The 21,233-nt window shown below is 73.3% G+C and carries 20 protein-coding genes; 12 read left to right on the top strand and 8 right to left on the bottom strand.

The features are described from left to right. Nucleotides 1-112: 112 nt before the first annotated feature. Complete coding sequence (locus ACH4N1_RS18340; protein WP_398098228.1) at nucleotides 113-1,000, bottom strand: LysR family transcriptional regulator; 888 nt, start codon at nucleotides 998-1,000, stop codon at nucleotides 113-115. Between the two features lie 143 nt (nucleotides 1,001-1,143). Here ACH4N1_RS18340 and mgrA point away from each other — a divergent pair, with 143 nt between their 5' ends. Beyond that, nucleotides 1,144-2,136, top strand: coding sequence for an L-glyceraldehyde 3-phosphate reductase (mgrA, locus tag ACH4N1_RS18335; protein WP_382790491.1), 993 nt, complete (start codon nucleotides 1,144-1,146; stop codon nucleotides 2,134-2,136). A gap of 204 nt (nucleotides 2,137-2,340) precedes the next feature. On the opposite strand, the gene ACH4N1_RS18330 is transcribed toward mgrA, so the two are convergent. After that, nucleotides 2,341-2,724: a nuclear transport factor 2 family protein gene (locus ACH4N1_RS18330; RefSeq protein ID WP_398098227.1), complete on the bottom strand. Its 384-nt coding sequence runs from the start codon at nucleotides 2,722-2,724 to the stop codon at nucleotides 2,341-2,343. 306 nt (nucleotides 2,725-3,030) lie between these two features. On the opposite strand from ACH4N1_RS18330, the gene ACH4N1_RS18325 reads away from it, so the two are divergent. From ACH4N1_RS18325 to ACH4N1_RS18310, 4 genes are all read left to right on the top strand, one after another. Next, nucleotides 3,031-3,441 carry a hypothetical protein gene (locus ACH4N1_RS18325; protein ID WP_398098225.1) on the top strand — a complete coding sequence of 137 codons (411 nt, stop codon included), beginning with the start codon at nucleotides 3,031-3,033 and terminating at the stop codon, nucleotides 3,439-3,441. Nucleotides 3,442-3,614: 173 nt separating this feature from the next. After that, a complete protein-coding gene (locus ACH4N1_RS18320) occupies nucleotides 3,615-5,954 on the top strand; it encodes an FHA domain-containing protein (protein ID WP_398098224.1) in 2,340 nt (779 codons plus the stop codon). A gap of 7 nt (nucleotides 5,955-5,961) precedes the next feature. Next, nucleotides 5,962-6,594 (top strand): hypothetical protein, encoded by a 633-nt coding sequence (locus ACH4N1_RS18315; protein WP_398098223.1) that lies wholly within the window; start codon nucleotides 5,962-5,964, stop codon nucleotides 6,592-6,594. After that, nucleotides 6,591-7,595 (top strand): serine/threonine-protein kinase, encoded by a 1,005-nt coding sequence (locus ACH4N1_RS18310; protein ID WP_398098221.1) that lies wholly within the window; start codon nucleotides 6,591-6,593, stop codon nucleotides 7,593-7,595. Before ACH4N1_RS18315 ends, ACH4N1_RS18310 begins: the two co-directional genes overlap by 4 nt. A 70-nt stretch (nucleotides 7,596-7,665) precedes the next feature. Here ACH4N1_RS18310 and ACH4N1_RS18305 read toward each other — a convergent pair whose 3' ends face one another. Beyond that, nucleotides 7,666-8,943 (bottom strand): streptophobe family protein, encoded by a 1,278-nt coding sequence (locus tag ACH4N1_RS18305; protein WP_398098220.1) that lies wholly within the window; start codon nucleotides 8,941-8,943, stop codon nucleotides 7,666-7,668. 163 nt (nucleotides 8,944-9,106) lie between these two features. Between ACH4N1_RS18305 and ACH4N1_RS18300 the strand changes: the two genes are divergently transcribed. After that, entirely contained in the window at nucleotides 9,107-10,384 is a 1,278-nt protein-coding gene (locus tag ACH4N1_RS18300; RefSeq protein ID WP_398098219.1) for a DUF6777 domain-containing protein, read from the top strand. Between the two features lie 109 nt (nucleotides 10,385-10,493). Next, nucleotides 10,494-10,949, top strand: a complete 456-nt coding sequence (locus ACH4N1_RS18295; protein ID WP_398098217.1) for an ATP-binding protein — start codon at nucleotides 10,494-10,496, stop codon at nucleotides 10,947-10,949. Nucleotides 10,950-10,984: 35 nt separating this feature from the next. On the opposite strand, the gene ACH4N1_RS18290 is transcribed toward ACH4N1_RS18295, so the two are convergent. Then, nucleotides 10,985-11,872, bottom strand: coding sequence for an RNA polymerase sigma factor SigF (locus ACH4N1_RS18290; RefSeq protein ID WP_398098215.1), 888 nt, complete (start codon nucleotides 11,870-11,872; stop codon nucleotides 10,985-10,987). 205 nt (nucleotides 11,873-12,077) lie between these two features. Between ACH4N1_RS18290 and ACH4N1_RS18285 the strand changes: the two genes are divergently transcribed. After that, nucleotides 12,078-12,485: a helix-turn-helix domain-containing protein gene (locus ACH4N1_RS18285; RefSeq protein WP_398098213.1), complete on the top strand. Its 408-nt coding sequence runs from the start codon at nucleotides 12,078-12,080 to the stop codon at nucleotides 12,483-12,485. A gap of 21 nt (nucleotides 12,486-12,506) precedes the next feature. Here the strand turns inward: ACH4N1_RS18285 and ACH4N1_RS18280 are convergent, their stop codons facing one another. Both ACH4N1_RS18280 and ACH4N1_RS18275 read right to left on the bottom strand, forming a co-directional pair. Then, a complete protein-coding gene (locus ACH4N1_RS18280; RefSeq protein ID WP_398098211.1) occupies nucleotides 12,507-13,109 on the bottom strand; it encodes a ClpP family protease in 603 nt (200 codons plus the stop codon). A 1-nt stretch (nucleotide 13,110) separates the two neighbouring features. Beyond that, nucleotides 13,111-13,764, bottom strand: coding sequence for an ATP-dependent Clp protease proteolytic subunit (locus ACH4N1_RS18275; protein ID WP_398098209.1), 654 nt, complete (start codon nucleotides 13,762-13,764; stop codon nucleotides 13,111-13,113). 329 nt (nucleotides 13,765-14,093) lie between these two features. Between ACH4N1_RS18275 and ACH4N1_RS18270 the strand changes: the two genes are divergently transcribed. Beyond that, nucleotides 14,094-14,582 carry a VOC family protein gene (locus ACH4N1_RS18270; protein ID WP_398098207.1) on the top strand — a complete coding sequence of 163 codons (489 nt, stop codon included), beginning with the start codon at nucleotides 14,094-14,096 and terminating at the stop codon, nucleotides 14,580-14,582. Between the two features lie 137 nt (nucleotides 14,583-14,719). Here the strand turns inward: ACH4N1_RS18270 and ACH4N1_RS18265 are convergent, their stop codons facing one another. Continuing rightward, nucleotides 14,720-15,613 carry an aminoglycoside phosphotransferase family protein gene (locus ACH4N1_RS18265; protein WP_398098205.1) on the bottom strand — a complete coding sequence of 298 codons (894 nt, stop codon included), beginning with the start codon at nucleotides 15,611-15,613 and terminating at the stop codon, nucleotides 14,720-14,722. Between the two features lie 222 nt (nucleotides 15,614-15,835). Here ACH4N1_RS18265 and ACH4N1_RS18260 point away from each other — a divergent pair, with 222 nt between their 5' ends. The 3 genes from ACH4N1_RS18260 (at nucleotide 15,836) to ACH4N1_RS18250 (ending at nucleotide 20,365) form a co-directional block, all read left to right on the top strand. After that, nucleotides 15,836-17,494, top strand: a complete 1,659-nt coding sequence (locus ACH4N1_RS18260) for a catalase (protein ID WP_398098203.1) — start codon at nucleotides 15,836-15,838, stop codon at nucleotides 17,492-17,494. A gap of 341 nt (nucleotides 17,495-17,835) precedes the next feature. After that, the gene (locus ACH4N1_RS18255) at nucleotides 17,836-19,452 is read left to right on the top strand and encodes a cellulase family glycosylhydrolase (RefSeq protein ID WP_398098367.1); all 1,617 of its coding nucleotides are present in this window, start codon (nucleotides 17,836-17,838) and stop codon (nucleotides 19,450-19,452) included. Between the two features lie 163 nt (nucleotides 19,453-19,615). Continuing rightward, on the top strand, nucleotides 19,616-20,365 hold the full coding sequence (locus ACH4N1_RS18250) for a cupin (RefSeq protein WP_398098201.1): 750 nt from the start codon (nucleotides 19,616-19,618) through the stop codon (nucleotides 20,363-20,365). A 148-nt stretch (nucleotides 20,366-20,513) separates the two neighbouring features. Here ACH4N1_RS18250 and ACH4N1_RS18245 read toward each other — a convergent pair whose 3' ends face one another. Then, nucleotides 20,514-21,110, bottom strand: coding sequence for a hypothetical protein (locus tag ACH4N1_RS18245; RefSeq protein ID WP_398098199.1), 597 nt, complete (start codon nucleotides 21,108-21,110; stop codon nucleotides 20,514-20,516). Nucleotides 21,111-21,233 lie beyond the last annotated feature (123 nt).

Raw genomic sequence — 21,233 nt, 5'->3', positions numbered from 1 at the left:
CATCGCGCACCCGCCGCCCCGGCGCCGCCCCCGGACCCGTCCGGCACGATCCACCGGACAGACCCCGGGCGGCCCCCGGACAGCCCCCGGACAGCCCCCGGGCGGCCGGAACCTACCCGCCGCGCTCCGTCTCCAGCAGGGCCATCAGCGCGCGTGCCGCCGGGCTGGTCGCCCGGGCGGGCGGCAGCAGGGCGACCGTCTCGTACACCACCTCGCCCGTCCCCTTCAGCGGCAGCGCGGTGAGCGCCTCCCGCTTGTGCCGGAAGTGGCGCGGTACGACGGCGACGCCGAGGTTCTCGTCCACCAGGTCCAGCAGGCTGTGCACGTCGTTGACCTCCAGCGCGACCGTCCGGCGGACCCCGGCCGCCGCGAAGGCCGCGTCGGTGGCGCGGCGCGGGCCCCAGTCGGGGTGGAAGTCGACGAACACCTCGTCGGCGACGTCGGCCGGGGTCGGCGCGGCCGCGGCACCGGTGAGCCGGTGGTCGGGATGGCACAGCACGTACATCGGCTCACCGGTGAGCGAGGCGGAACGCAGCTGGTCGCTGTCCGCCTGCGTGCGGTAGGCGAAGGCCAGGTCCAGCCGCCCGGCGGCCACCTCCTCGGCGAGCGCGCCCGAGCCGGACTGCCGCAGCCGGATCTCCACGTCCGGGTGGCGCCGCCGGAACGCGGCCAGCAGCCCCGCCACGTGCACCCCGGCGATGCACTGCTCGGTGCCCACCGAGAGGGTGCCGCGCACCACGCCCTGCACGGCCGCCACCGCCTCGTGCGCGGCGCGCACCTGCACCAGGATCCGTTCCGCCTCCGCCAGCAGCGCGCGGCCGGCCTCGGTCAGCGTCACCCGGCGGGTCGTGCGGACGAACAGGGGCGCCCGCAGCTCCCGCTCGAGCGCGCGGATGGAGGCCGACAGCCCCGACTGGGAGACCATCAGGCGTTCGGCGGCACGGGTGAAGTGCTGGTCCTCGGCGACCGCGACGAAGTGCTGGAGGTGGCGCAGTTCCATGATTGAGAAGCCTATCCGCTGAATTCCATCGGATTCTTCTGTTGGACCACTGCCCGCAGGCAGGGTGAGAGTGGGTGAAGGTCCCGCGACCGGCCTACGGTTGCCGGGGCCGGTCCTCCGAGCCCACCTCTCCTGGAGTCGCGTTGTACACCGCACACCCCGACCGCTACGCGCACATGCCCTACCGGCGCACCGGACGCAGCGGCCTGAAGCTCCCCGCGCTCTCGCTCGGACTGTGGCACAACTTCGGGCCCGACCGTCCCGTGGAGACCCAGCGGGCCATCCTGCGCCGCGCCTTCGACCTCGGCATCACCCACTTCGACCTGGCGAACAACTACGGCCCGCCGCCCGGTGCCGCCGAGTCCGCGCTGGGCGAGTTCCTGAAGGCCGACTTCGCGCCCTACCGCGACGAGCTGGTGATCTCCACCAAGGCCGGCTACCTGATGTGGCCGGGCCCCTACGGTGAGTGGGGCTCGCGCAAGTACGTGCTGTCCTCGCTGGACCAGAGCCTGAAGCGGATGGGCCTGGACCACGTCGACATCTTCTACTCGCACCGCCCCGACCCGGAGACTCCGCTGGAGGAGACGATGGGCGCCCTGCACTCCGCGGTCCAGCAGGGCAAGGCGCTGTACGTCGGCGTCTCCAACTACTCGGCCGAGCAGACCCGCGAGGCCGCCCGCATCCTGGGCGAGCTGGGCACCCCGCTGCTCATCCACCAGCCGCGCTACTCGATGCTCGACCGGCGCCCCGAGAGCGAGGGCCTGCTGGACGCGCTGGACGAGCTCCAGGTCGGCTCCATCGTCTTCTCCCCGCTGGAGCAGGGCGTGCTCACCGCCCGCTACCTCGACGGCATCCCGGAGGGCTCGCGGGCCGCGAGCGACAGCCCCTTCCTCAACTCCGACGCCCTCACCGACGAACTGGTGGGCAAGCTCCGCGCCCTCGACGACATCGCCAGGTCCCGCGGCCAGTCGCTGGCTCAGCTCGCCCTGGCCTGGGTGCTGCGCGGCGGCCGGGTCACCTCCGCGCTGGTCGGCGCGAGCAGCGCCCGGCAGATCGAGGACAGCGTCGGCGCCCTGGACAACCTGGAGTTCGAGGCGGACGAACTGGCCCGCATCGACGCGGTGATCAACGGCTGAGCCGTTCCGCCGGCCGGCCGGACGGTGACGGATCCGCCCGCCTCCTTTCGAAGCTCGCGCACCGGGCGGCGGTGAATTCCGCTTCCGGTTTTCCGGTTTTCCGGCGTCGTGCACGGCTTTTCCGGCGCCGTGCGCGGCGCCCTCCGTTCGCGGCGATCGTCGCCTTTCACCGGGCGGACCGCCGCGAACGGAGGAGTGCACCGGTCATGCCCCGGCGGGCACCCGGTCGAGGAATCCGAGGACGGCGACGATGCGGTCGTCGGAGTCCAGCGTGATCACGTCGGAGCCGGCCACCGGCGCCGCCCCGTCCGCCTCGCTCACCAGCTCCCAGGAGAAGCGGGCCGTGTCGTGGTGGCCGTCGACCGTGCCGGTGAGCCGGAAGGCGAAACCGGGGAACTGCTCCCGTGCCGCCGTGACGACTGCCGTGATCCCCTCGTGGCCGCGTACGTCGGCGAGAGGGTCGGTGTAGCTGCCCTGCGGCGCCCAGGCGTCGGCCACGGCCTTGGCCCGGGTCCCGGGCTCGCGGGCGTTCCAGGCCTCGAGGTAGCGGGCGACGGCGTTCTGGTAGCGGTCGGTCTGCGTGGACATGGGAAATCAGCCCCCAAGGGGTCGTCGATCCTGGTCAGAACCCGGATTCGGGCGTCGCCGATCCGGTGCGACCACCTTGCCCGCGCCCGATCGCCCGGTCGATTACCCCGCGGGTAATGACGGCGGCGGCCCGGGCCCGCCGCATTTCGGCCATGAACGCCGGGGAATATGCCAAGAGACTGGCCAAAAAAGCGTGGTGACAGTGTTTCAGTAGTCAACATACTCAAACGTCAGGGGCAGTTCACCCCACAGGAGCCGCACGGAAAGCGAGGCCCGCACCGGCAGCGAGCGACGGGGGAGAAGGACGTGCACGACGAATTCCTGTGCCATGTCACCGCGTACGGAGTGTGCGACGGGCGCCGCATCGGTGTCCCGCTCGGCACCTACCGGGCCCCGACGCTGGCGCTCGCCCTGTGGTGGCTGAGGGACCGCGCCTCCTGGATCGCCGAGCGGCTCGATCCGCAGCCGGAGAGCACGAGCATCCCGCCCAGCGCCCTCGTCCCGGTCTCCGACACCGTGCCGGACGTCCCCCGCCTGCTGAGGGCCTGGTGCGCCGACGTCGGCCGGCAGGAACTGATCGCCGACGAACTGGCGGCCGGACGGCTGGTGCGGATCGCCGCCAGCGACGAGACCACCGAGTACGAGCTGCTCGCCGAGTCCGTCGACGCCCTGCGCATGCAGCGGACCGTCCCGCCGCTGGTGATGCCGGTCGGCTGACCGGCATCCGCCGCCGCAGGGCCGTGGCCCCGCGCCGGACCCCGCGCCGCCGGTCCGCGCTGTCCGCCGGTCCGCGACTCCCGCGGCCGGCCCGCGGTCCGCGATCGCATCTCCCGCCGGATCTCCCGATCTCCCGCACGGCGCACCCTGGTGCGAATCGATAGAATTCCGGCATGGCGGAGTCGCCGATCACGTCCACCGCGCCCGAACTCGTGCTGGAGACCGAGACGGGCACCACGGTGATGATCCCGAGCCACGACTACCACGTCGGCCGCGACCCGCTCAGCGACATCGTCCTCGACGACGCCCGCGTCTCCTGGCACCACGCGGTCCTGCGACCGGACGGCGACCACTGGATTCTCGCGGACGAGCACAGCACCAACGGCACCTACGCCGACGGCCGCCGCGTGCGGGAGTGGAGCATCGGCCCCGGCAGCGTCATCCGCTTCGGCAGCCCGGACGACGGCCCGTGCGCCGTCCTGACCGGCCGCCCGCCGCCCGCACCGCCACGCCCCTCCGCGGTCGCCAACCCCGTCGTGACCGGGACGTTCCGCCGGCCCACCACCGTCCGCCCGCTGCCCACCCGCACCGTCCGCATCGGCCGCGCCCCCGACAACGACCTGGTCCTCGACGACCTCGTCGTCTCCCGCCACCACGCCGAACTGCGCGCCCTGCCCGACGGCACCTACGAGATCGCCGACCTCGGCAGCCACAACGGCACCTACCTCAACGGCCTGCCCGTCACGGCCGCCCCCCTCGGGGCCGGCGACATCGTCGGCATCGGCCACTCGGCGTTCTGCCTGATCGGCGACGAACTCCAGGAGTACGTCGACACCGGCGAGGTCTCCCTGGACGTGCAGGACCTCACCGTCGCCGTCGACCGCGGCCGCAAGGTCCTCCTCGACCACGTGTCCTTCCCGGTGGGGGAGAAGTGCCTGCTCGCGGTCGTCGGACCCAGCGGCGCCGGCAAGTCCACCCTGCTCGGCGCCCTCACCGGACAGCGTCCCGCCGACCACGGCACCGTCGTCTACGACGGCCGCGACCTCTACCGCGACTACGCCGAACTGCGCCAGCGCGTCGGCCTGGTCCCGCAGGACGACATCCTGCACACCCAGCTCACCGTCCGCGGCGCGCTGACCTACGCCGCCGAACTGCGCTTCCCCCAGGACACCGCCAAGGCCGAACGCCGGGCGCGCGTCGAGGAGGTCATCCACGAACTGGGCCTCGAACAGCGCGCCGACCAGCACGTCCACAGTCTCTCCGGCGGCCAGCGCAAACGCGTCAGCGTCGCCCTGGAACTGCTGACCAAACCGTCCCTGCTCTTCCTCGACGAGCCGACCTCCGGACTCGACCCCGGCATGGACCGCTCGGTGATGCACATGCTGCGCGGCCTCGCCGACGACGGCCGCACGGTCGTCGTCGTCACCCACAGCGTCCTCAGCCTCGACGTCTGCGACCGTCTCCTCGTCCTCGCGCCCGGCGGCCGGATCGCCTACTACGGCCCGCCCGACGACGCCCTCGCCTTCTTCGGGTTCACGGACTGGCCCGAGGCCTTCGAGGCCTTCGAACGGGACCGGGACCGCGACTGGGCCGGGGAGTACGCCGCCTCCCCCCTCCACCGCCGGTACGTCGTCGACTCCAGTGCCCAGCCGCGCCTGCCCCACCCCGACCAGGTCGTCGTACCGGCGCCGCCCCGCCCGCGCAGCCGCGGCGCCCAGCTCGGCACCCTCGTCCGCCGCTACACGGCCGCGCTGAGCGCCGACCGCACCTTCCTCGTCATCATGATCGCCCTGCCGTTCGTGATGGGGGCCATGGCCCGCGCCCTCGCCGGCGACCGGCTCACCCGGGACACCGCGATGAACGCGCTGCTGATCCTGTGCGTCGGCGGCGTCCTCACCGGCGCCGCCAACGCCGTGCGCGAACTCGTCAAGGAACGCGTGATCTACCAGCGCGAACGCGCCGTCGGCCTGTCCAGATCGGCGTACCTGATGTCGAAGGTCGTCGTGCTGGGCGCGGTCACCGTCGTGCAGGCCGTGGTGCTCACGCTCGTCGCCCTGCTCGGCGTCGACCTCGGCGCCCCCGGCGGAGAGGGCGTCCTGATGCCCCCGCTGGTCGAGATCACCGTCGCGGTCGCCCTGCTCGCCTTCACCGCGATGATGCTCGGCCTGGTGGTCTCCGCCCTGGTGCGCAAGGAAGAGGTGACCATGCCGCTGCTGGTGCTCCTCGCCATCGTCCAGGTCGTCTTCTGCGGGGCCCTGCTGTCCCTGGACGGCGTGCCGGGCCTGGAACAACTCGCCTGGGTCATCCCCTCGCGCTGGGCGTTCGCCGCCATGGCCGGCACCCTCGACCTGGCCCGGATCGTGCCCGGCGGCCTCACCGGCGACCCGCTGTTCGCGCACTCGGCGGGGGCGTGGCTGCTCAACGTGGGCATGCTCGTCGTGCTCTCGGCCGTCTTCGGATTCGTCGTCTCCCGGCTGCTGCGCCGGCACGAACCCGCCGTGATGCGGAAGTAGGCCCGCGATGACGCCCCCCGGCTTCCGGCCCACGCACGTCGTCCCCCAGCAGGGCATGCCCGCCTGGGAGACCCCCGATCCGGCCCGGCCCACCGTCCCCCTCGACCCGCTGCTGCCCGTCCGCCTCGTCGAGCGGCGCGGCGACTGGGGACACGTGCTGTGCTCCAACGGCTGGTCGGCCTGGGTGGACGGCCGCCACCTCGTCGCCGTGCCCCAGGACCCGCCCCTGCCCGACGACCCCCTCACCACCACCGCCGACCCGCGCCCGCTGCTCGGCCGGACCGAACAGGCCCTGGCCCGCTACCGCGCGGCCGTCGAGGAACTCGCCACGGGCGGCCTCGACGGCGAGGCCTTCGGCCGCCGCACCCAGGGCCTGCGGATCGGCGTGGTCGTCGACGGCGAGTCCGTCTGGCTCTACGACCCCGCCCGGTTGTGCTGGGTGTACGGCGACGGCAGCCGGCTGAGCACCTACGCGGCCGACGACCCGCCCGCCGCGGCCCGGGACGACGGCCGGGACGCCGGTCCGCACCGCGGCCCGGACAGCGGTCAGGACGGTGGACCGGATGTCGGCCAGGACGGAGGCCCGGACGTCGGCCACGCCCCCACCCGGGTCGTGACGCCCGACGGTGAACGCCGATGACCCGCCGGCCGACGAGCCCCTTCTCCGGCCGGCCCTCCGACCTGATCGGCCGCCAGGTGGCGGGCTACCGCATCGAGCGGGAGATCGGACGCGGCGGTATGGCCGTCGTGTACCGCGCCCGCGACCTGCGCCTGGAACGGACCGTCGCGCTCAAACTGCTCGCCCCCGAACTGGCCCGCAACGACACCTTCCGCAAGCGTTTCACCCACGAGTCCCGGGTCGCCGCCGCGATCGACCACCCGCACATCGTGCCGGTCTTCGAGGCCGACGAGACCGACGGACTCCTCTACATCGCCATGCGGTACGTCGCCGGCGGCGACCTGCGCCACCTCCTCGACGACCACGGACCGCTGCAGCCGGCCGCCGCCGTCCGGATCGCCGCCCAGGTCGCCTCCGCCCTCGACGCCGCCCACGAGCACGGCCTCGTCCACCGCGACGTCAAACCCGGCAACATCCTCGTGGACCGCGGCACCGACAGCGACCACCCCGAACACGTCTACCTCACCGACTTCGGCCTGACGAAGAAGTCGCTGTCCCTCACCGGCTTCACCACCGTCGGCCAGTTCGTCGGCACCCTCGACTACGTCGCCCCCGAGCAGATCTCCGGCCGCCCGGTCGACGGCCGCTGCGACGTGTACGGCCTGGCGTGCGTCGTCCACGAGACCCTCGCGGGCCACCCGCCGTTCCGCCGCGACGACGACATGGCCCTGCTGTGGGCCCACCAGTACGACGAGCCGCCCCCGCTCACCACCGCCCGCCCGGACCTGCCGCCCGCCGTCGACGAGGTCTTCGCGCAGGCCCTCGCCAAGACCCCCGACGCCCGCCACCCCACCTGCCTCGCGTTCGTCGCCGCCCTGAGGACGGCACTGCTGTCCGGCTCACCCCGGCGGCACCCGCCGACGGAGGCGGACCGGGGACCCGCGGCAGCAGGACGGGCCCGCCCCGAGCCTCCGCCCCGGTGGGCGGCCCCGGTCTTCGCACCACGAGACGGCCGTGCCTGACGCGGCCCGGGGGCTTTCGTCTGGATCATGCCGGGCTCGCGGGGGTCCGGCCCGATCCAAACGAAAGAACCTAGCGAATGCCGTCGCCCACCCTTCCCCGGCCGGCTCTCCCGCGGGCCGACAGTCCGCCCAGGAAGCCGGCGACCAGCCCCCACAGCGCGGCGAGGCCCAGCGCCGACCACACCTCGGGGCGCAGGAACAGGTCGCCGGTGAGGCCCGTGCCGCCCAGGTCGCTGATGCCGAACAGCGTCAGGCCGTAGTGTGCGGAGATCCGGCCGACGAGGCAGATCATCAGCACCGTCAGCACCAGGGCCACCGCCAGGTGCACCGCGTGCCGCCAGGCCGGCGTCCGGGCCGGGGAACGGGCCGCCATCACGAACGCCGCCGCCAGCAGCAGCACCGCGTCCACGGCGACCAGCCACCACACCCGGCCGTCCTGCTCGCCGAGCGTGCGCAGGTTCAGCGTGGCGGTGTCCGAGCCGCGCAGCACCTCGTCCAGCACGTGCGGCATCGGCAGCCCGAACGGCCCCTGCACCCGGCCCTCCCAGGTGGCGCCCAGCCCGACCGTGAACGCGAGCCACACCAGGTTGGGCAGGCCGAGCAGCACCACGGCCAGGGTCTGCGCGGCACGGCCCCGCGTCACCGCGGTCACGAGCGCCACGACCACCCCCAGCGCGACGCACGCGAGCAGCAGCACCACCATCGCGTACGCCGCCGGCCGCACCGCCTCCTGGAAGCGCAGCAGCCGCGGCGGCAACGGAGCCCCGCGGGAGACCAGCAGCGCCAGCACCAGCACGCCGGCCAGCCACAGCAGTCCGGACAGCAGGGTGAGCGGCACGTCGGTGGTGAAACCGGCCCTCGGGGTCACGCCGAACACCTCACCGAGGTCGTTCAGCGTGTCGTCGCCCAGCGACACCGCGAACGTCCGGCGCGCGGCGAGGGCGAGGGCTGTCAGACCGAGGAGCCACACCACGGCGATCCGGGCCGCCCAGCCGGCGAGTTCGGCCGCCGAGGCGACCGCCCGGTGCCGCAGCGGCCGGAGGAACCCGGCGCCGGTCACCAGGGCGCCGACGAGCGTCACGGACAGCGGGATCACCGTGAGGCCCGCCCGCGTGCCGGCGATCCCCCCGGCGTCGGCGGAGAGCTCCACCGAGCCCCCGACCGCGGTGACGACGGTCGCCGCGACCACCCTCGGGTAGGCCCCGCCGGGCAGATCGGTCGCGCCCGCCGCCCACAGCCCCAGCGCGGCCGTGACCGTCATGGTGATCAGCGCGGCCGACGCCACGGCGACCGCCGGTACCCAGCCGTGACGGGACGACGCCTGACCGGAGGGGAGGTTCGGGCTCACCCTCGCCACGCTAAGCAGGGCCCGGCCCGCACGCCTGCCGGGAGAGCCGTCCGCGTCCACTTGCGGATGAAGTACGCCAAGAGCACACAATGAAGATGTTGCGGACCAAGCGGCGTGCAGCGTTACGTGAGTGGCGTCGCGGGAGATCCCGTCGGGAGTGCTCGTGAGTGTCGAACCGCCCTCCTCCGGCCGCCCCTCAGGCCCGCCCTCCGGCCCGCTGTCCGGCCCCTCGCAGCCGCCCTCGCAACCGCCCTCAGGCCCGCCCGCCCCACCGCCCGGCGGAACCCCGGGCGGCTCGGCCTCGCCCGGCGGCGGCCCCGGACCGAACCGGCCGTGGTGGAGGTCCGCGTCCCGTATCGCGCTGCTCACCACCGCCCTCGTCGTCGCGGCGGCCGTCGCGATCGTCCTGACGACCCGCTCCGGCGGTGGCGGCGGATCCGGCGGCGAGAGCGAGGTCTTCCTCCAGGCCGCGGGCAAGACGGGCCCGGACCCCTTCACCGAGTCCACCGCCACCGGCAGCTCACCCCCGCCCCCCACCACGGCCCCGGCGACCACCTCCGCGCCCGCCAACGCCGTACGGGGCGTCGACGGCGGCGCCCCCGGCCTGTACGGCGGCACCCGGGACGTGGCCGCCTGCGACGTGGAGAAGCAGGTCACGGCACTGCGGGCCGACCCCGACAAGAACCGGGCGTTCGCGTCCGTCCCCGGCATCGACCCGGCCGAGGTCCCCGCCTACCTGCGGGCCCTCACCCCCGTGCAACTGCGCATGGACACCCGTGTCACCAACCACGGCTACCGCGACGGCGCCGCCACCTCCTACCAGGCCGTCCTGCAGTCCGGCACCGCCGTCCTCGTCGACGGCCACGGCGTGCCCCGCGTGCGCTGCGCCTGCGGCAACCCGCTGACCCCGCCCGTCGCGCAGCAGACCACCCCGAAGCGCACCGGCGACTCCTGGCCGTCGTACCATCCAGCGAACGTCGTCGTGGTCACCCCGTCGACGGCCGTGATCGACGTCTTCGTCCTGTACGAGCCCGGCGCCGACCGCTGGTTCGCCCGGCAGCGGGGCGACACCGGCGGCAAGGACAAGCCCGCCAAGCCCCCGGTGACCCCGCCCAAACCGTCCGCGAGCGTCACCACGCCCACGGCGCCCACGTCGCCGCCCACCTCGCCGTCGACCTCCCGCGGTCCCGAGCCGCCGGACTCGACCAGTCCCGCGCCGCCCCCCGGTTCCGAGGAGCCGCCCTCGTCGCCGGAGCCCTCCAGCCCCTCCAACCCATCGGAACCCTCGGCGCCCTCGGAACCCTCAGGTCCGTCGGGCCCGTCGGGCGAACCGCGGACCGAGGACTCCACGTCCTCCGGGTCCTCCGGGGCGGCCGACACCACGTCCGGCTCCGCGCCTCCCTCGGCCGACCGGTCCCCGAGCCGTTCACCCGTGCTGTGAGGCAGCTCATGGCGGCCGGGTCCGGACCGGGGGGACTGCACGGCCCGTTTCGGGGTAGGGGCGCTGGTGCAGCAGCGTCCGGCCAGGCCGGCCTCCGAGAGAGAACAGCATGAGCAAGCACCTGGACGGGGCAGTGATAACGACCGGTTTCGACGTACCCGTGGAGCCGCTCCGCCGCGCGGCGCACTACACCGGTGAACCCGGCTCCATCGCCGAGGCCCGCGACTTCGCCGCCCACTTCGTCGACCAGCTCAGGACCGAGTGGTGCGCGGGCATGGACGCCCGCTTCGGCGACGACGTCATGCTGGTCGTCAGCGAGCTGGTCACCAACGCCGACCGGCACAGCAACGGCCCCTACGTCCTGGAGCTGGAGGGCACGGACACCTCGGTGACGGTCGCCGTGTACGACAGCAGCGACCGGCTGCCCCTGCGATTCCCCAAGGACCCCCGCCGCGTCGGCCACCACGGTCTGGAGATCGTGCACGCCATCGCCACGGAGATCACCGTCGACCGCATCCCGGTCGGCAAGCGCGTCCGCGCCGTCCTCGGGGTCGCCGCCGGCTGACGCCGTGGGGCCGACGGCCCCACGGCGGCGGGCACTCAGGCGCAGCCCAGCTCGCCCAGCATCCCCTCGCGCAGCCGCACGATGATCCGCTTGATCAGGCGGGAGACGTGCATCTGCGAGCAGCCGAGCCGCTCCCCGATCTCCGCCTGGGTGGCCTCCTCCACGAACCGCAGGTGGATGATCTGCCGGTCCCGCTCGCTCAGCTCCGCCATCAGCGGAGCCAGCGAGTGGAAGTCCTCCACGAGCCGCAGGCCGTCCTCCTCCACACCGATGAAGTCGGCCAGCACCGCTTCGCCGTTCTCGGGCCCGTCGCCGGTGAGGGCGGCGTCCAGGGAGGAGGAGTTGTAGCCGTTGGCCGCGATCCGCGCCTCGATCACCTCGGGTTCCGTGAGGTTCATCAGCGTGGCCAGCTCGGCGACGGTCGGCTCCCGGTCCAGGCGGCTGGAGAGCTCGTCGCGCGCCTTGGCCAGCTCCACCCGCAGCTCCTGGAGCCGCCGGGGCACGTGCACGGCCCAGGTCGTGTCCCGGAAGAAGCGCTTGATCTCGCCCACGATGTAGGGCAGCGCGAAGGAGGTGAACTCCACCTCGCGCGAGATCTCGAACCGGTCGATCGCCTTGATCAGGCCGATCATCCCGGTCTGGACCACGTCCTCCATGTCGTCGCCGCGACCCCGGAACCGGCCGGCCGCGAACCGCACCAGCGACATGTTCATCTCGATGAGGGTGTTGCGCGCGTACTGGTACTCGTACGTCCCCTCCTCCAGCTCCGTCAGCCGCCGGAAGAACTGACGCGACAGCTGACGTGCGTCGCGGGGGGCCACGTGCCTGGGGTCCTCGATTCCCGGCAGCGGGGTGCCACCCGTGCCGGCCCCGGCGGTGTCCTCGACGACCTGTGCCTGCGACCCGATCACGGCGGTGTGCATTGCCTCTCCCACGAAAGTCACCATTCGACATCTGTTGTACCCGCTGAGTGAGCGGACCGAATGCGGCAAGTCTGCTCACGCAGCGCGTACCCCGAGTCGGCGAACCCATGCACACCAGAACGCGCCGATTTCCTCTGCCGGGATTTCCCTGAGGGCGGAACGCCGGGGCCCTGTCCGCGGCGGCCGGTCCTCCTAGGCTGGGACGGTGAGCAACCAAGCGCCGAACCACGCCCGCGTGATCCCGCTGCGCCCCTCGGCGGAACGCCTGGGAACCGCCCGCCCCGCCGACCGGCCGCCCACCCCCAGAGAACCCCTCTGGCGCGACCTCGTCGGCGACGTCCTGCGCCGCGAACGCCAGGCCCAGGAGCGCACGCTCCGGGACGTCGCCGACGCCGCCCGCATCTCCATGCCCTATCTGTCGGAGGTGGAGCGCGGCCGCAAGGAGGCCTCCTCGGAGGTCCTGGCGGCCGCCGCCCGCGCGCTCGGCCTGAGCCTCGGCGACCTGCTGGCGCGCGCCCAGGGCGAGCTGCTCCGGCTCACCAGCCGCACCTCGCACCCGAGCCGTACGACGACGACCACGTCCTCGCTCGACGGACTCTGCCTGGCCGCCTGAGGGCGCGCTCGGGCCGGTGCCTCACCCCCGCGCGGGGCGCCGGCTCAGCACCTCGTCCGCCAGGCCGTACGCCACGGCCTCGTGCGCGGTGAACACCTTGTCGCGGTCCATGTCCGCGCGCAGGGTCGCGACGTCGTGGTGCGTGTGCCGGGCCAGCACCTCCTCGACCTGGGCGCGGATGCGCACCATCTCCTTCGCCTGGAGCGCCAGGTCCGACACCGTGCCCTGCCGCCCGCCACTGGCCGGCTGCCCGAGCAGCACCCGCGCGTGCTCCAGCACGAACCGCCGCCCGGGGTCCCCGCCCGCCAGCAGCACCGCCGCGGTGGAGGCCGCCTGGCCGACGCAGAACGTCGCGAGGGGGGCCTGCACGAACGTCATCGTGTCGTAGATGGCCATCAGCGAAGTGAACGAGCCACCGGGGGAGTTGATGTAGATCGCGATCTCGTTCTCCGGCGCCGACGACTCCAGGTGGAGCAGTTGCGCGATGACGACGTTAGCGACGCCGTCGTCGATCTCGGTGCCGAGGAAGATGATCCGCTCGGCCAGCAGCCGGCTGTAGACGTCGTAGGACCGCTCGCCCTGCGGGGTGCGCTCCACCACGTTCGGAATCGTGTACGTCCCCATGTCAGAGCCCCATCCGTCGCTTCGAGGCGGCCGGGCGGACGTCGGCCAGCGACTCCACCACCCGGTCGACGATGCCGTACTCCCTGGCCTCCTCGGCCGTGAACCAGCGGTCGCGGTCGCCGTCCCGGGAGATGGTCTCCGGGCTCTGGCCGGTGTGCTCGGCGGTGATCCGCTCGATGGTCCGCTTGGTGAACTCCAGGTTCTCGGCCTGGATCTCGATGTCCGCGGTGGTGCCGCCGATGCCGGCCGACGGCTGGTGCATCATGATGCGCGCGTTCGGCAGCGCGTACCGCTTGCCGGCCGTGCCGACGCTCAGCAGGAACTGGCCCATGCTGGCGGCGAATCCCATCGCCAGCGTCGAGACGTCGTTCGGGACGAGCCGCATCGTGTCGTAGATGGCCAGGCCCGCGTGGACCGAGCCGCCGGGGCTGTTGATGTACAGGCTGATGTCGGTGCGCGGGTCCTCGGCCGACAGGATCAGCAACTGCGCGCAGACCCGGTTCGCGGACACCTCGTCGACCTGGGTGCCGAGCAGCACGATGCGCTGATCGAGCAGTTGGGCCGCGAGCTGGTCGTCGAAACGGCTGGGAGGGGTGTCACCCTCCCCGGCCCGTGGCAGCAGGGCCGGCGAGGGACCGGTGAGGTGTCGGGACATGGGCGCTCCTTGTCGAGAGGCGAGAGTCGAGAGGGGGTGCGGCGGCGTCGGCCGCCGTGCCACCCACTCTCGGCGCGTGACCGCCCCCGCGGCGGATTTCCCTGCCCTGGGCAGATTCGCCGACAGCAGAGGACTTCCTGCCACGGCCTGCGCGGGCGGTTCCCCGGACGAACCCGCACCGCACGAACCCGCACCGGACGAACCCGCACCGGACGAGCCCGCACCGGACGAGCCGAAACCGGGGCGCCGCCGGGCGATGAGTTCCGGGCGCCGCACCGGTCGACACTGATGACCGCGTTCCCCGCACCCCCGCGCTCCTGGAGGAACACATGACCACCGACGGATTCACCACGTGCCTCTGGTTCGACGGCCAGGCGGAGGAAGCCGCCCACCACTACGCGTCGATCTTCAAGAACTCGAGCGTCGGCACCGTCGCCCGCTACACCGAGGCCGGCCCGGGCCCCGCCGGCTCCGTGATCACCGTGGAGTTCACGGCCAACGGCCAGAAGTTCGTCGGCCTGAACGGCGGCCCGCAGTTCACGTTCAACGAGGCCATCTCGTTCCAGATCGACTGCGCCGGCCAGGAAGAGGTCGACCACTACTGGGACAAGCTCATCGAGGGCGGTGGCGAGCCCGGCCCCTGCGGCTGGCTCAAGGACAAGTACGGCGTGTCCTGGCAGGTCGTGCCCACCGAGATGATCCGCATGCTCACCTCCCCGGACCAGGAGAAGGCAGGCCGCGCCACCAGGGCCATGCTCGCCATGGGCAAGCTCGACATCGCCGCCCTGCGGAAGGCCTACGAGGGGGAGGGGGAGTAGACGGGCGAGGGGCCGCCGGGAGGGGGCGGGCCTCGTACGGCCGGTCCCGGAGGCCCGCCACCGCCGGCCCGTGCCGTCCCGGGCCGCGGCCGGGGCCCGCCCGTCCGCGGCCCGTCACCCCCGGGTCCCGGCCCCCGTCACCTCCCGGCCTCCGCCAGGACCTCCCTGATCACATGCCGGGAGTTCTCCGCCAGCGGCGGATTGGTCTCCCAGTAGAACGGCAGCTGGATCAGCGAGATCGACAGCGCCCAGCCCCGGCCGCGCGCCCACTCGGCGTCGTCCGCGCCCACCGCCGCCCGGAAGGCGGCGCGGGCCGGCGCCGGCAGCAGGTTCCAGGCCACGATCAGGTCCACGGCCGGGTCCCCGACACCCACGCTGCCGAAGTCGATCACGGCCGCCAACCGGCCGTCCGCCACCAGCACGTTGCCCGGTGACAGATCGCCGTGGGCCCACGCGGGCGGTGCCGTGCGGCCCGGCGCCCGCAGCGCGTCCTCCCACAGGGCGGTGACCGCGGCCGTGTCGATCCTGCCCGCCAACCGGGCGATGGCCGAACGGGTGGGCGCGTCCCGTTCCGCCAGCGGCACACCCCGGTGCCCGGGCGGCCCGCCCCGCGCGTCGACCCGGCGCAGCCCGGCGACGAACGCCCCCAGGTCCGCGGCCAGCGCCTCGGGCCGCTCCAGGGCGCCCGCGACGGGATTGCGGCCGTCCAGCCACCGGTAGACGGACCACGGCCAGGGGAACCCCTCACCGGGAGCGCCCCGTTCCAGCGGCACCGGCGCGGCGACGGACAGCCTCGGCCCCAGCCGCTCCAGCCAGAGCCGCTCGTGGGCCACGCTCTCCACCGCCCCCGGATACCGAGGCAGCCGCACCACCTTGTCGGCGCCCAGCCGGAACATCGCGTTCTCCGTCCCCGAGGACTCCAGCCGCTCCACCGGCAGCGACGCCCACCGCGGGAACTGCCCGGCGACGAGCCGCCGTACCAGTGCCGCGTCCACGTCGACCTCGTCCGGGCGCATCTTCACCGCACACATGCCGCTCATTCCAGGTGAACGGCCCGGCGGCTGTCCAGCAGGTTTACGGGCGGGCGTCCCCGTCGTCCGGATGCAGCGCGCCGCACCCGGCCCCAAGCTGGCTCGTGTGACTCGTCCCGGCCCATCGGGTACCCGGGCCGTCCGTCCGAGATCCCGGCGGTGGCTGCGCGGCAGCCCCGCGCCCCGTGACCGCGGGGAACCGACGCGAAGGAGCGCATGTACATGACCGACGTATCGAGCAAGGGGCCCGATCGCGGCGACGGCCGGAAGGTGCTCACCGACCGGCAGGGCCACCCGGTCCACGACAACCAGAACCAGCGCACCGTCGGCGCCCGCGGTCCCGCCACCCTGGAGAACTACCAGTTCCTCGAGAAGATCAGCCACTTCGACCGCGAACGCGTCCCCGAGCGCGTCGTCCACGCCCGCGGCGTCACCGCGTACGGCTACTTCGAGGCGTACGGCACCTGGGGGGACGAGCCGATCGGCCGGTACACCCGCGCCAAGCTGTTCCAGGAGCGCGGCAAGCGCACCGACCTGGCGGTCCGCTTCTCCACGGTGATCGGCGGACGCGACTCCTCCGAGGCCGCCCGCGACCCGCGCGGCTTCGCCGTGAAGTTCTACACCGAGGACGGCAACTGGGACCTCGTCGGCAACAACCTCGGCGTCTTCTTCATCCGGGACGCGATCAAGTTCCCGGACGTCATCCACGCCCTCAAGCCCGACCCGGTCACCTTCGAGCAGCAGCCGCGCCGCATCTTCGACTTCATGTCGCAGACCCCCGAGTCGATGCACATGCTGGTCAACCTGTTCAGCCCGCGCGGCATCCCCGCCGACTACCGCCACATGCAGGGTTTCGGCGTCAACACCTACAAGTGGGTCGACGCCGAGGGCCGCACGGTGCTGGTCAAGTACCACTGGATGCCCAAGGCCGGGGTGCGCAGCATGACCGAGCAGGACGCCGCCAACGTCCAGGCGGACTCCCTCGGCCACGCCACCAAGGACCTCTACGAGAGCGTCGCGCGCGGTGAGTACCCCGAGTGGGAGCTGCTCGTGCAGATGATGGAGGACGGCGAGCACCCGGAGCTGGACTTCGACCCGCTCGACGACACCAAGACCTGGCCCGAGCAGGAGTTCCCGCCCAAGCCGGTCGGCAGGATGGTGCTGAATCGGATGCCGGAGAACTTCTTCGCCGAGAACGAGCAGATCTCCTTCGGCACCGGGGTCCTCGTCGACGGACTGGACTTCTCCGACGACAAGATGCTCGTCGGCCGCACCTTCTCCTACAGCGACACGCAACGCCACCGCGTCGGTCCGAACTACCTCCAACTGCCCGTGAACCAGGCGAAGAACGCCGACGTGCGCACCAACCAGCGCGACGGGCGGATGACGTACCGCGTGGACGGCGGCGGCGAGAACCCGAGCGTCAACTACGAACCGTCGATCACCGGCGGGCTGCGGGAGGGCCGGTACCCCGCGCACGACGAACAGGGCCCGGAGATCCGCGGCCGGCTGACCCGCAAGCGCATCCCGCGCACCAACGACTACCAGCAGGCCGGCCAGCGCTACCTGCTGATGGAGCAGTGGGAGCGCGACGACCTGGTCCAGAACCTCACGGCGGCGCTCGCCGAGTGCGACCGGCCGGTGCGGGAGCGCATGGTGTGGCATTTCCTCCTGGTCGAGAACGACCTGGGGCTGAGGATCGGCGAAGGCCTCGGCATCACCCCCGAGGACGTCGCCGACCTCGAACCCCTGGCGGGCCAGGACCTGACCGAGGAGGACCGCGACCGCCTCGCCCACCTGGGCAAGAACCCGCCCCGTGACGTGGAGGGCCTCACGATGACCCACTGTGTACCGGACGAGCGGCACGTCGTGACCCGCTGAGAAGTGCGGCGCGGCACCCCGCCGGGACACCGCGGGAGCCGGACGGACCGCCCCGCAGACAGGCCGTCGGCCACCCCGTCACTCCGACCGGGTGGCCGACGGCCTGTGCGCGATGTCTTGACGTGTACTTGTCGCAATGGCTTCATGGGAGCGCTCCCACCCCCATCCTCCCGATGCCTGAGTTTCTGGCGCTCACTCCTGGAGTCGCAGTGAGAAGAGCACGCAGCACGACCCGAAAGAGCTTCCTGCCCGCGTCCGCCCCGGCCCCCGGCGGTCCGACGGCGTCAGCGAGCCGCTCCGCCCCGGCCGGTCCGCGTCACCCCGCCCCCTTCCTGGCCGGTCTGCTCGCCCTCGCCGTCGTCCTGGGCCTGGGCTTCCTCGTCCCGGCCGGCGCCCGGGCCGCCGAGGCCCCGCGCGCCCTCGCCACCGGCCTGCACATCAGCGACGGGCGCCTGCTGGAGGGCAACGGCAACGATTTCGTGATGCGCGGCGTCAACCACGCCCACACCTGGTACCCCGGTGAGACGCAGTCCCTCGCCGACGTCAAGGCGCTGGGCGCCAACACCGTCCGCGTCGTCCTCTCCGACGGTCACCGCTGGACCAGGAACACCCCCGAGGACGTGGCCGCCGTCATCGGCCGGTGCAAGGCCAACCGCCTCATCTGCGTCCTGGAGGTGCACGACACCACGGGCTACGGCGAGGACACCGCCGCCGGCACCCTCGACCACGCCGCCGACTACTGGATCGGCCTGAAGGACGTCCTGGCCGGCCAGGAGGACTACGTCATCGTCAACATCGGCAACGAGCCCTGGGGCAACACCGCCCCGGAGGGCTGGACCGCCCCGACGATCGCCGCCGTGAAGAAGCTGCGCACCGCCGGCCTCCAGCACACGATCATGGTCGACGCCCCCAACTGGGGACAGGACTGGCAGGGCGTGATGCGCGCCAACGCCCGGACCGTCTACGACGCCGATCCCACCGGCAACCTGATCTTCTCCATCCACATGTACAGCGTCTTCGACACCGCGGCGGAGATCACCGACTACCTCAACGCCTTCGTCGACGCGAAACTCCCCCTGCTCATCGGCGAGTTCGGCGGTCCCGCCGACCAGTGGGGCGATCCCGACGAGGACACCATGATGGCCACCGCCGAGCAGCTCGGCCTCGGCTACCTGGCCTGGTCCTGGAGCGGCAACACCGACCCGGTCCTCGACCTCGCCACCGACTTCGACCCGACCCGCCTCAGCTCCTGGGGACAGCGGATCTTCAACGGCGTCAACGGCATCGCCCGGACCGCGAAGGAGGCCACCGTCTTCGGCGGCGGCACCCCGGGCGACACCCGGGCACCGACCGCCCCCGGCACCCCGGCGGCCTCCGCCGTCTCGGCCACCTCCGCGACGCTCACCTGGGGCGCGGCCACGGACGACGTCGGCGTCACCGGTTACGACGTCGTGCGGATCAGCGGCGGTACCGAGACCAAGGTCGCCGCGTCCACCGCGAACACCGCCACGCTGACGGGCCTCACCCCGGACACGGCGTACACGTTCGCCGTCTACGCCCGTGACGCGGCCGGCAACCGCTCGGCGCGCTCGGCCACGGTGGACGTCACCACCGGCAAGGGCGGTGGCACCCCGGGTGCGGCGTGCTCGGTCGGCTACCGCGTGGTGGGGCAGTGGTCCGGCGGTTTCCAGGGCGAGATCGCCCTGCGCAACACCGGTACGGCGGCGGTCGACGGCTGGACCCTCGCCTTCGCCTTCCCGGACGGCCAGACGGTGGCGAACATGTGGGGCGGCACCCCCACCCAGAGCGGGAGCGCGGTGAGCGTGGCCGCGGCGTCGTACACCTCGACGATCCCCGTCGGCGGCTCGGTGACCGTGGGCTTCATCGGCACCAAGGGCGCCACCAACACGGCGCCGACCGCGTTCACCCTCAACGGCACCGCCTGCACGACCGGTTGAGCGACACCGTTCCCGGCGGCCGGCGAGGGCCTCGGGCCTTCGCCGGCCGACGCGTGCCGCGGGGCCGGCACCGGCGCCGGCGCTGAACGGGCGGCCTTGTACCCACCCGCCCCCTGGCCTAGGCTCGCCATGGAGCAAGCGCTTTCCAGGTGAAGGGTGCGTCGTGGTGAGCGAGTCCGGATCCGCGCCGCCGCACCCGCTGCCCGGTGCCGTCGGCCTGTCCCACCTGAGCGCGTACGACTGGGAGGCCGCCGACGGCGTGTGCGGCGGCAGCCCGCACCTGCACCTGGTGTGCACGGAGGCGTACGTCGTCACCGGCGGCCGGGGAGCGGTGCAGACCCTGAGCCCCGACGGCTACCGGGACACCCCCCTGGAGCCCGGATCGGTGGCCTGGTTCACGCCGGGCACCGTGCACCGGATGGTGCAGGGCGGCGGCCTGCGCGTCACGGTGCTGATGCAGAACAGCGGCCTGCCCGAGGCCGGGGACGCCGTCTTCACGTTCCCGCCCGAAGTGCTCGCCGATCCGCGGCGGTACGCGGCCGCCGCGGCGCTCCCGCCCGGAACCGGCCCGCGGGTGGCCGCGGCCGCGCGCCGGCGCCGGGACCTCGCGGTCGAGGGGTACGTCGGCCTGCGGAGGGCCCTCGTCGCCGGCGACCCGGAGCCGTTCCTGGCCTTCCAGCGGGCCGCCGCCGCACTGGTGCGCGAGAAGGTGCCGGTGTGGCGCGAGCTGTGGCGGGCCGGTGCGCTCGCCACCGCCGAACGCACCGGCGCCCAGCTCGACGCGCTGGCGGCCGGGGAGCCGTCGTATCTCGTCGGCGCGACCGCGCACGAGGCCGTACCGACCCGGCGCGACGGCTTCGGGATGTGCGGCCGCAGGGACGAGTACACACTGCCGGGCGCCACGGCCGTGTGACCCGCACGGGACGCCGTGAGCGGACCGGCGCGTGCTGCCCGTCCCCCGGAGGCGGGCACCCCTGCTGTTCCGTGCCCTCGGTCGTCGGCGCGCCGGCCGCGACCGCCGCCGACGGCGGCAGCCGCGGCGGCGGAACGGGCCGGCGGCGTCAGCGGGCGGCCGTCCAGCCGTGGGCGACGTCGACGACGAGGTGGCCGTCGAGCCGCTGCACCCGGAAGGGCAGCCGCGCCCGCACCCCGAGCCCGATCTGCGTCTCGCCCTCGAAGCTGCCGGCGTACCGCGTGTCACGGAAGGTCCGGTAGCCGGTGATGTTCACGCCGGGCAGTGGCTGGGCGGCGCGCGCGGGGTACGTCGGGGCGCCGGTGTCGGGGTCGTAGGCGGGCGCGCTCACCCGCACCTCCAGGATCGCTCCGCCGCCCACCGGGATGTAACGGCCGGAACCGTCCTGGTAGAGGCGGTCCACGTAACGGACCGAGTAGCCGAGTTCGCCGGCGGCCGCGCCCGGAACGTCGATGACGAGCCGGTCGTAGCAGTCGTGCTGTCCGGTCCGCGCGTCGCGCACCGGCGTCGTCGCGCCGGCGGTGTACGCCTTGTCGAGACTGCCCCAGCCGGTGGGACAGGCGACGGCCGCGCGCGCGGCGGCGACCGCAGCGGTGGGCGAGGCGGCCTGGGCCGGGATCGCGGCCGCGCCGAGCGCGGCCGTCATGACGGCGGCGGTGGCCCAAATGGTTCTGGTTCGCACCATGATGTCCCCCTGGGGGTACGTGTGACTGTTATCAGGTGAGACAGCCCGCTTGGCCGAATGGTTGCACCGTTCGGCGGACCCGCCACCCGAACGGCCGCACCGCGTACCGGTCGGGCGCCTCCG

The sequence above is a fragment of the Streptomyces sp. NPDC017202 genome (assembly GCF_044331705.1).
Lineage (GTDB): Bacteria > Actinomycetota > Actinomycetes > Streptomycetales > Streptomycetaceae > Streptomyces.
The sequence above is the reverse complement of the archived record's forward strand: the minus strand, read 5'-3'. Positions and strand labels throughout refer to the sequence as shown.

What these genes read in the sequence shown, in the direction of transcription:
- ACH4N1_RS18340 (WP_398098228.1), bottom strand. Translation starts at nt 1,000, where the DNA reads ATGGAACTGCGCCACCTCCAGCACTTCGTCGCGGTCGCCGAGGACCAG.
- ACH4N1_RS18330 (WP_398098227.1), bottom strand. Translation starts at nt 2,724, where the DNA reads ATGTCCACGCAGACCGACCGCTACCAGAACGCCGTCGCCCGCTACCTC.
- ACH4N1_RS18320 (WP_398098224.1), top strand. Translation starts at nt 3,615, where the DNA reads ATGGCGGAGTCGCCGATCACGTCCACCGCGCCCGAACTCGTGCTGGAG.
- ACH4N1_RS18315 (WP_398098223.1), top strand. Translation starts at nt 5,962, where the DNA reads ATGACGCCCCCCGGCTTCCGGCCCACGCACGTCGTCCCCCAGCAGGGC.
- ACH4N1_RS18310 (WP_398098221.1), top strand. Translation starts at nt 6,591, where the DNA reads ATGACCCGCCGGCCGACGAGCCCCTTCTCCGGCCGGCCCTCCGACCTG.
- ACH4N1_RS18295 (WP_398098217.1), top strand. Translation starts at nt 10,494, where the DNA reads ATGAGCAAGCACCTGGACGGGGCAGTGATAACGACCGGTTTCGACGTA.
- ACH4N1_RS18290 (WP_398098215.1), bottom strand. Translation starts at nt 11,872, where the DNA reads ATGCACACCGCCGTGATCGGGTCGCAGGCACAGGTCGTCGAGGACACC.
- ACH4N1_RS18280 (WP_398098211.1), bottom strand. Translation starts at nt 13,109, where the DNA reads ATGGGGACGTACACGATTCCGAACGTGGTGGAGCGCACCCCGCAGGGC.
- ACH4N1_RS18275 (WP_398098209.1), bottom strand. Translation starts at nt 13,764, where the DNA reads ATGTCCCGACACCTCACCGGTCCCTCGCCGGCCCTGCTGCCACGGGCC.
- ACH4N1_RS18270 (WP_398098207.1), top strand. Translation starts at nt 14,094, where the DNA reads ATGACCACCGACGGATTCACCACGTGCCTCTGGTTCGACGGCCAGGCG.
- ACH4N1_RS18265 (WP_398098205.1), bottom strand. Translation starts at nt 15,613, where the DNA reads ATGTGTGCGGTGAAGATGCGCCCGGACGAGGTCGACGTGGACGCGGCA.
- ACH4N1_RS18260 (WP_398098203.1), top strand. Translation starts at nt 15,836, where the DNA reads ATGACCGACGTATCGAGCAAGGGGCCCGATCGCGGCGACGGCCGGAAG.
- ACH4N1_RS18245 (WP_398098199.1), bottom strand. Translation starts at nt 21,110, where the DNA reads ATGGTGCGAACCAGAACCATTTGGGCCACCGCCGCCGTCATGACGGCC.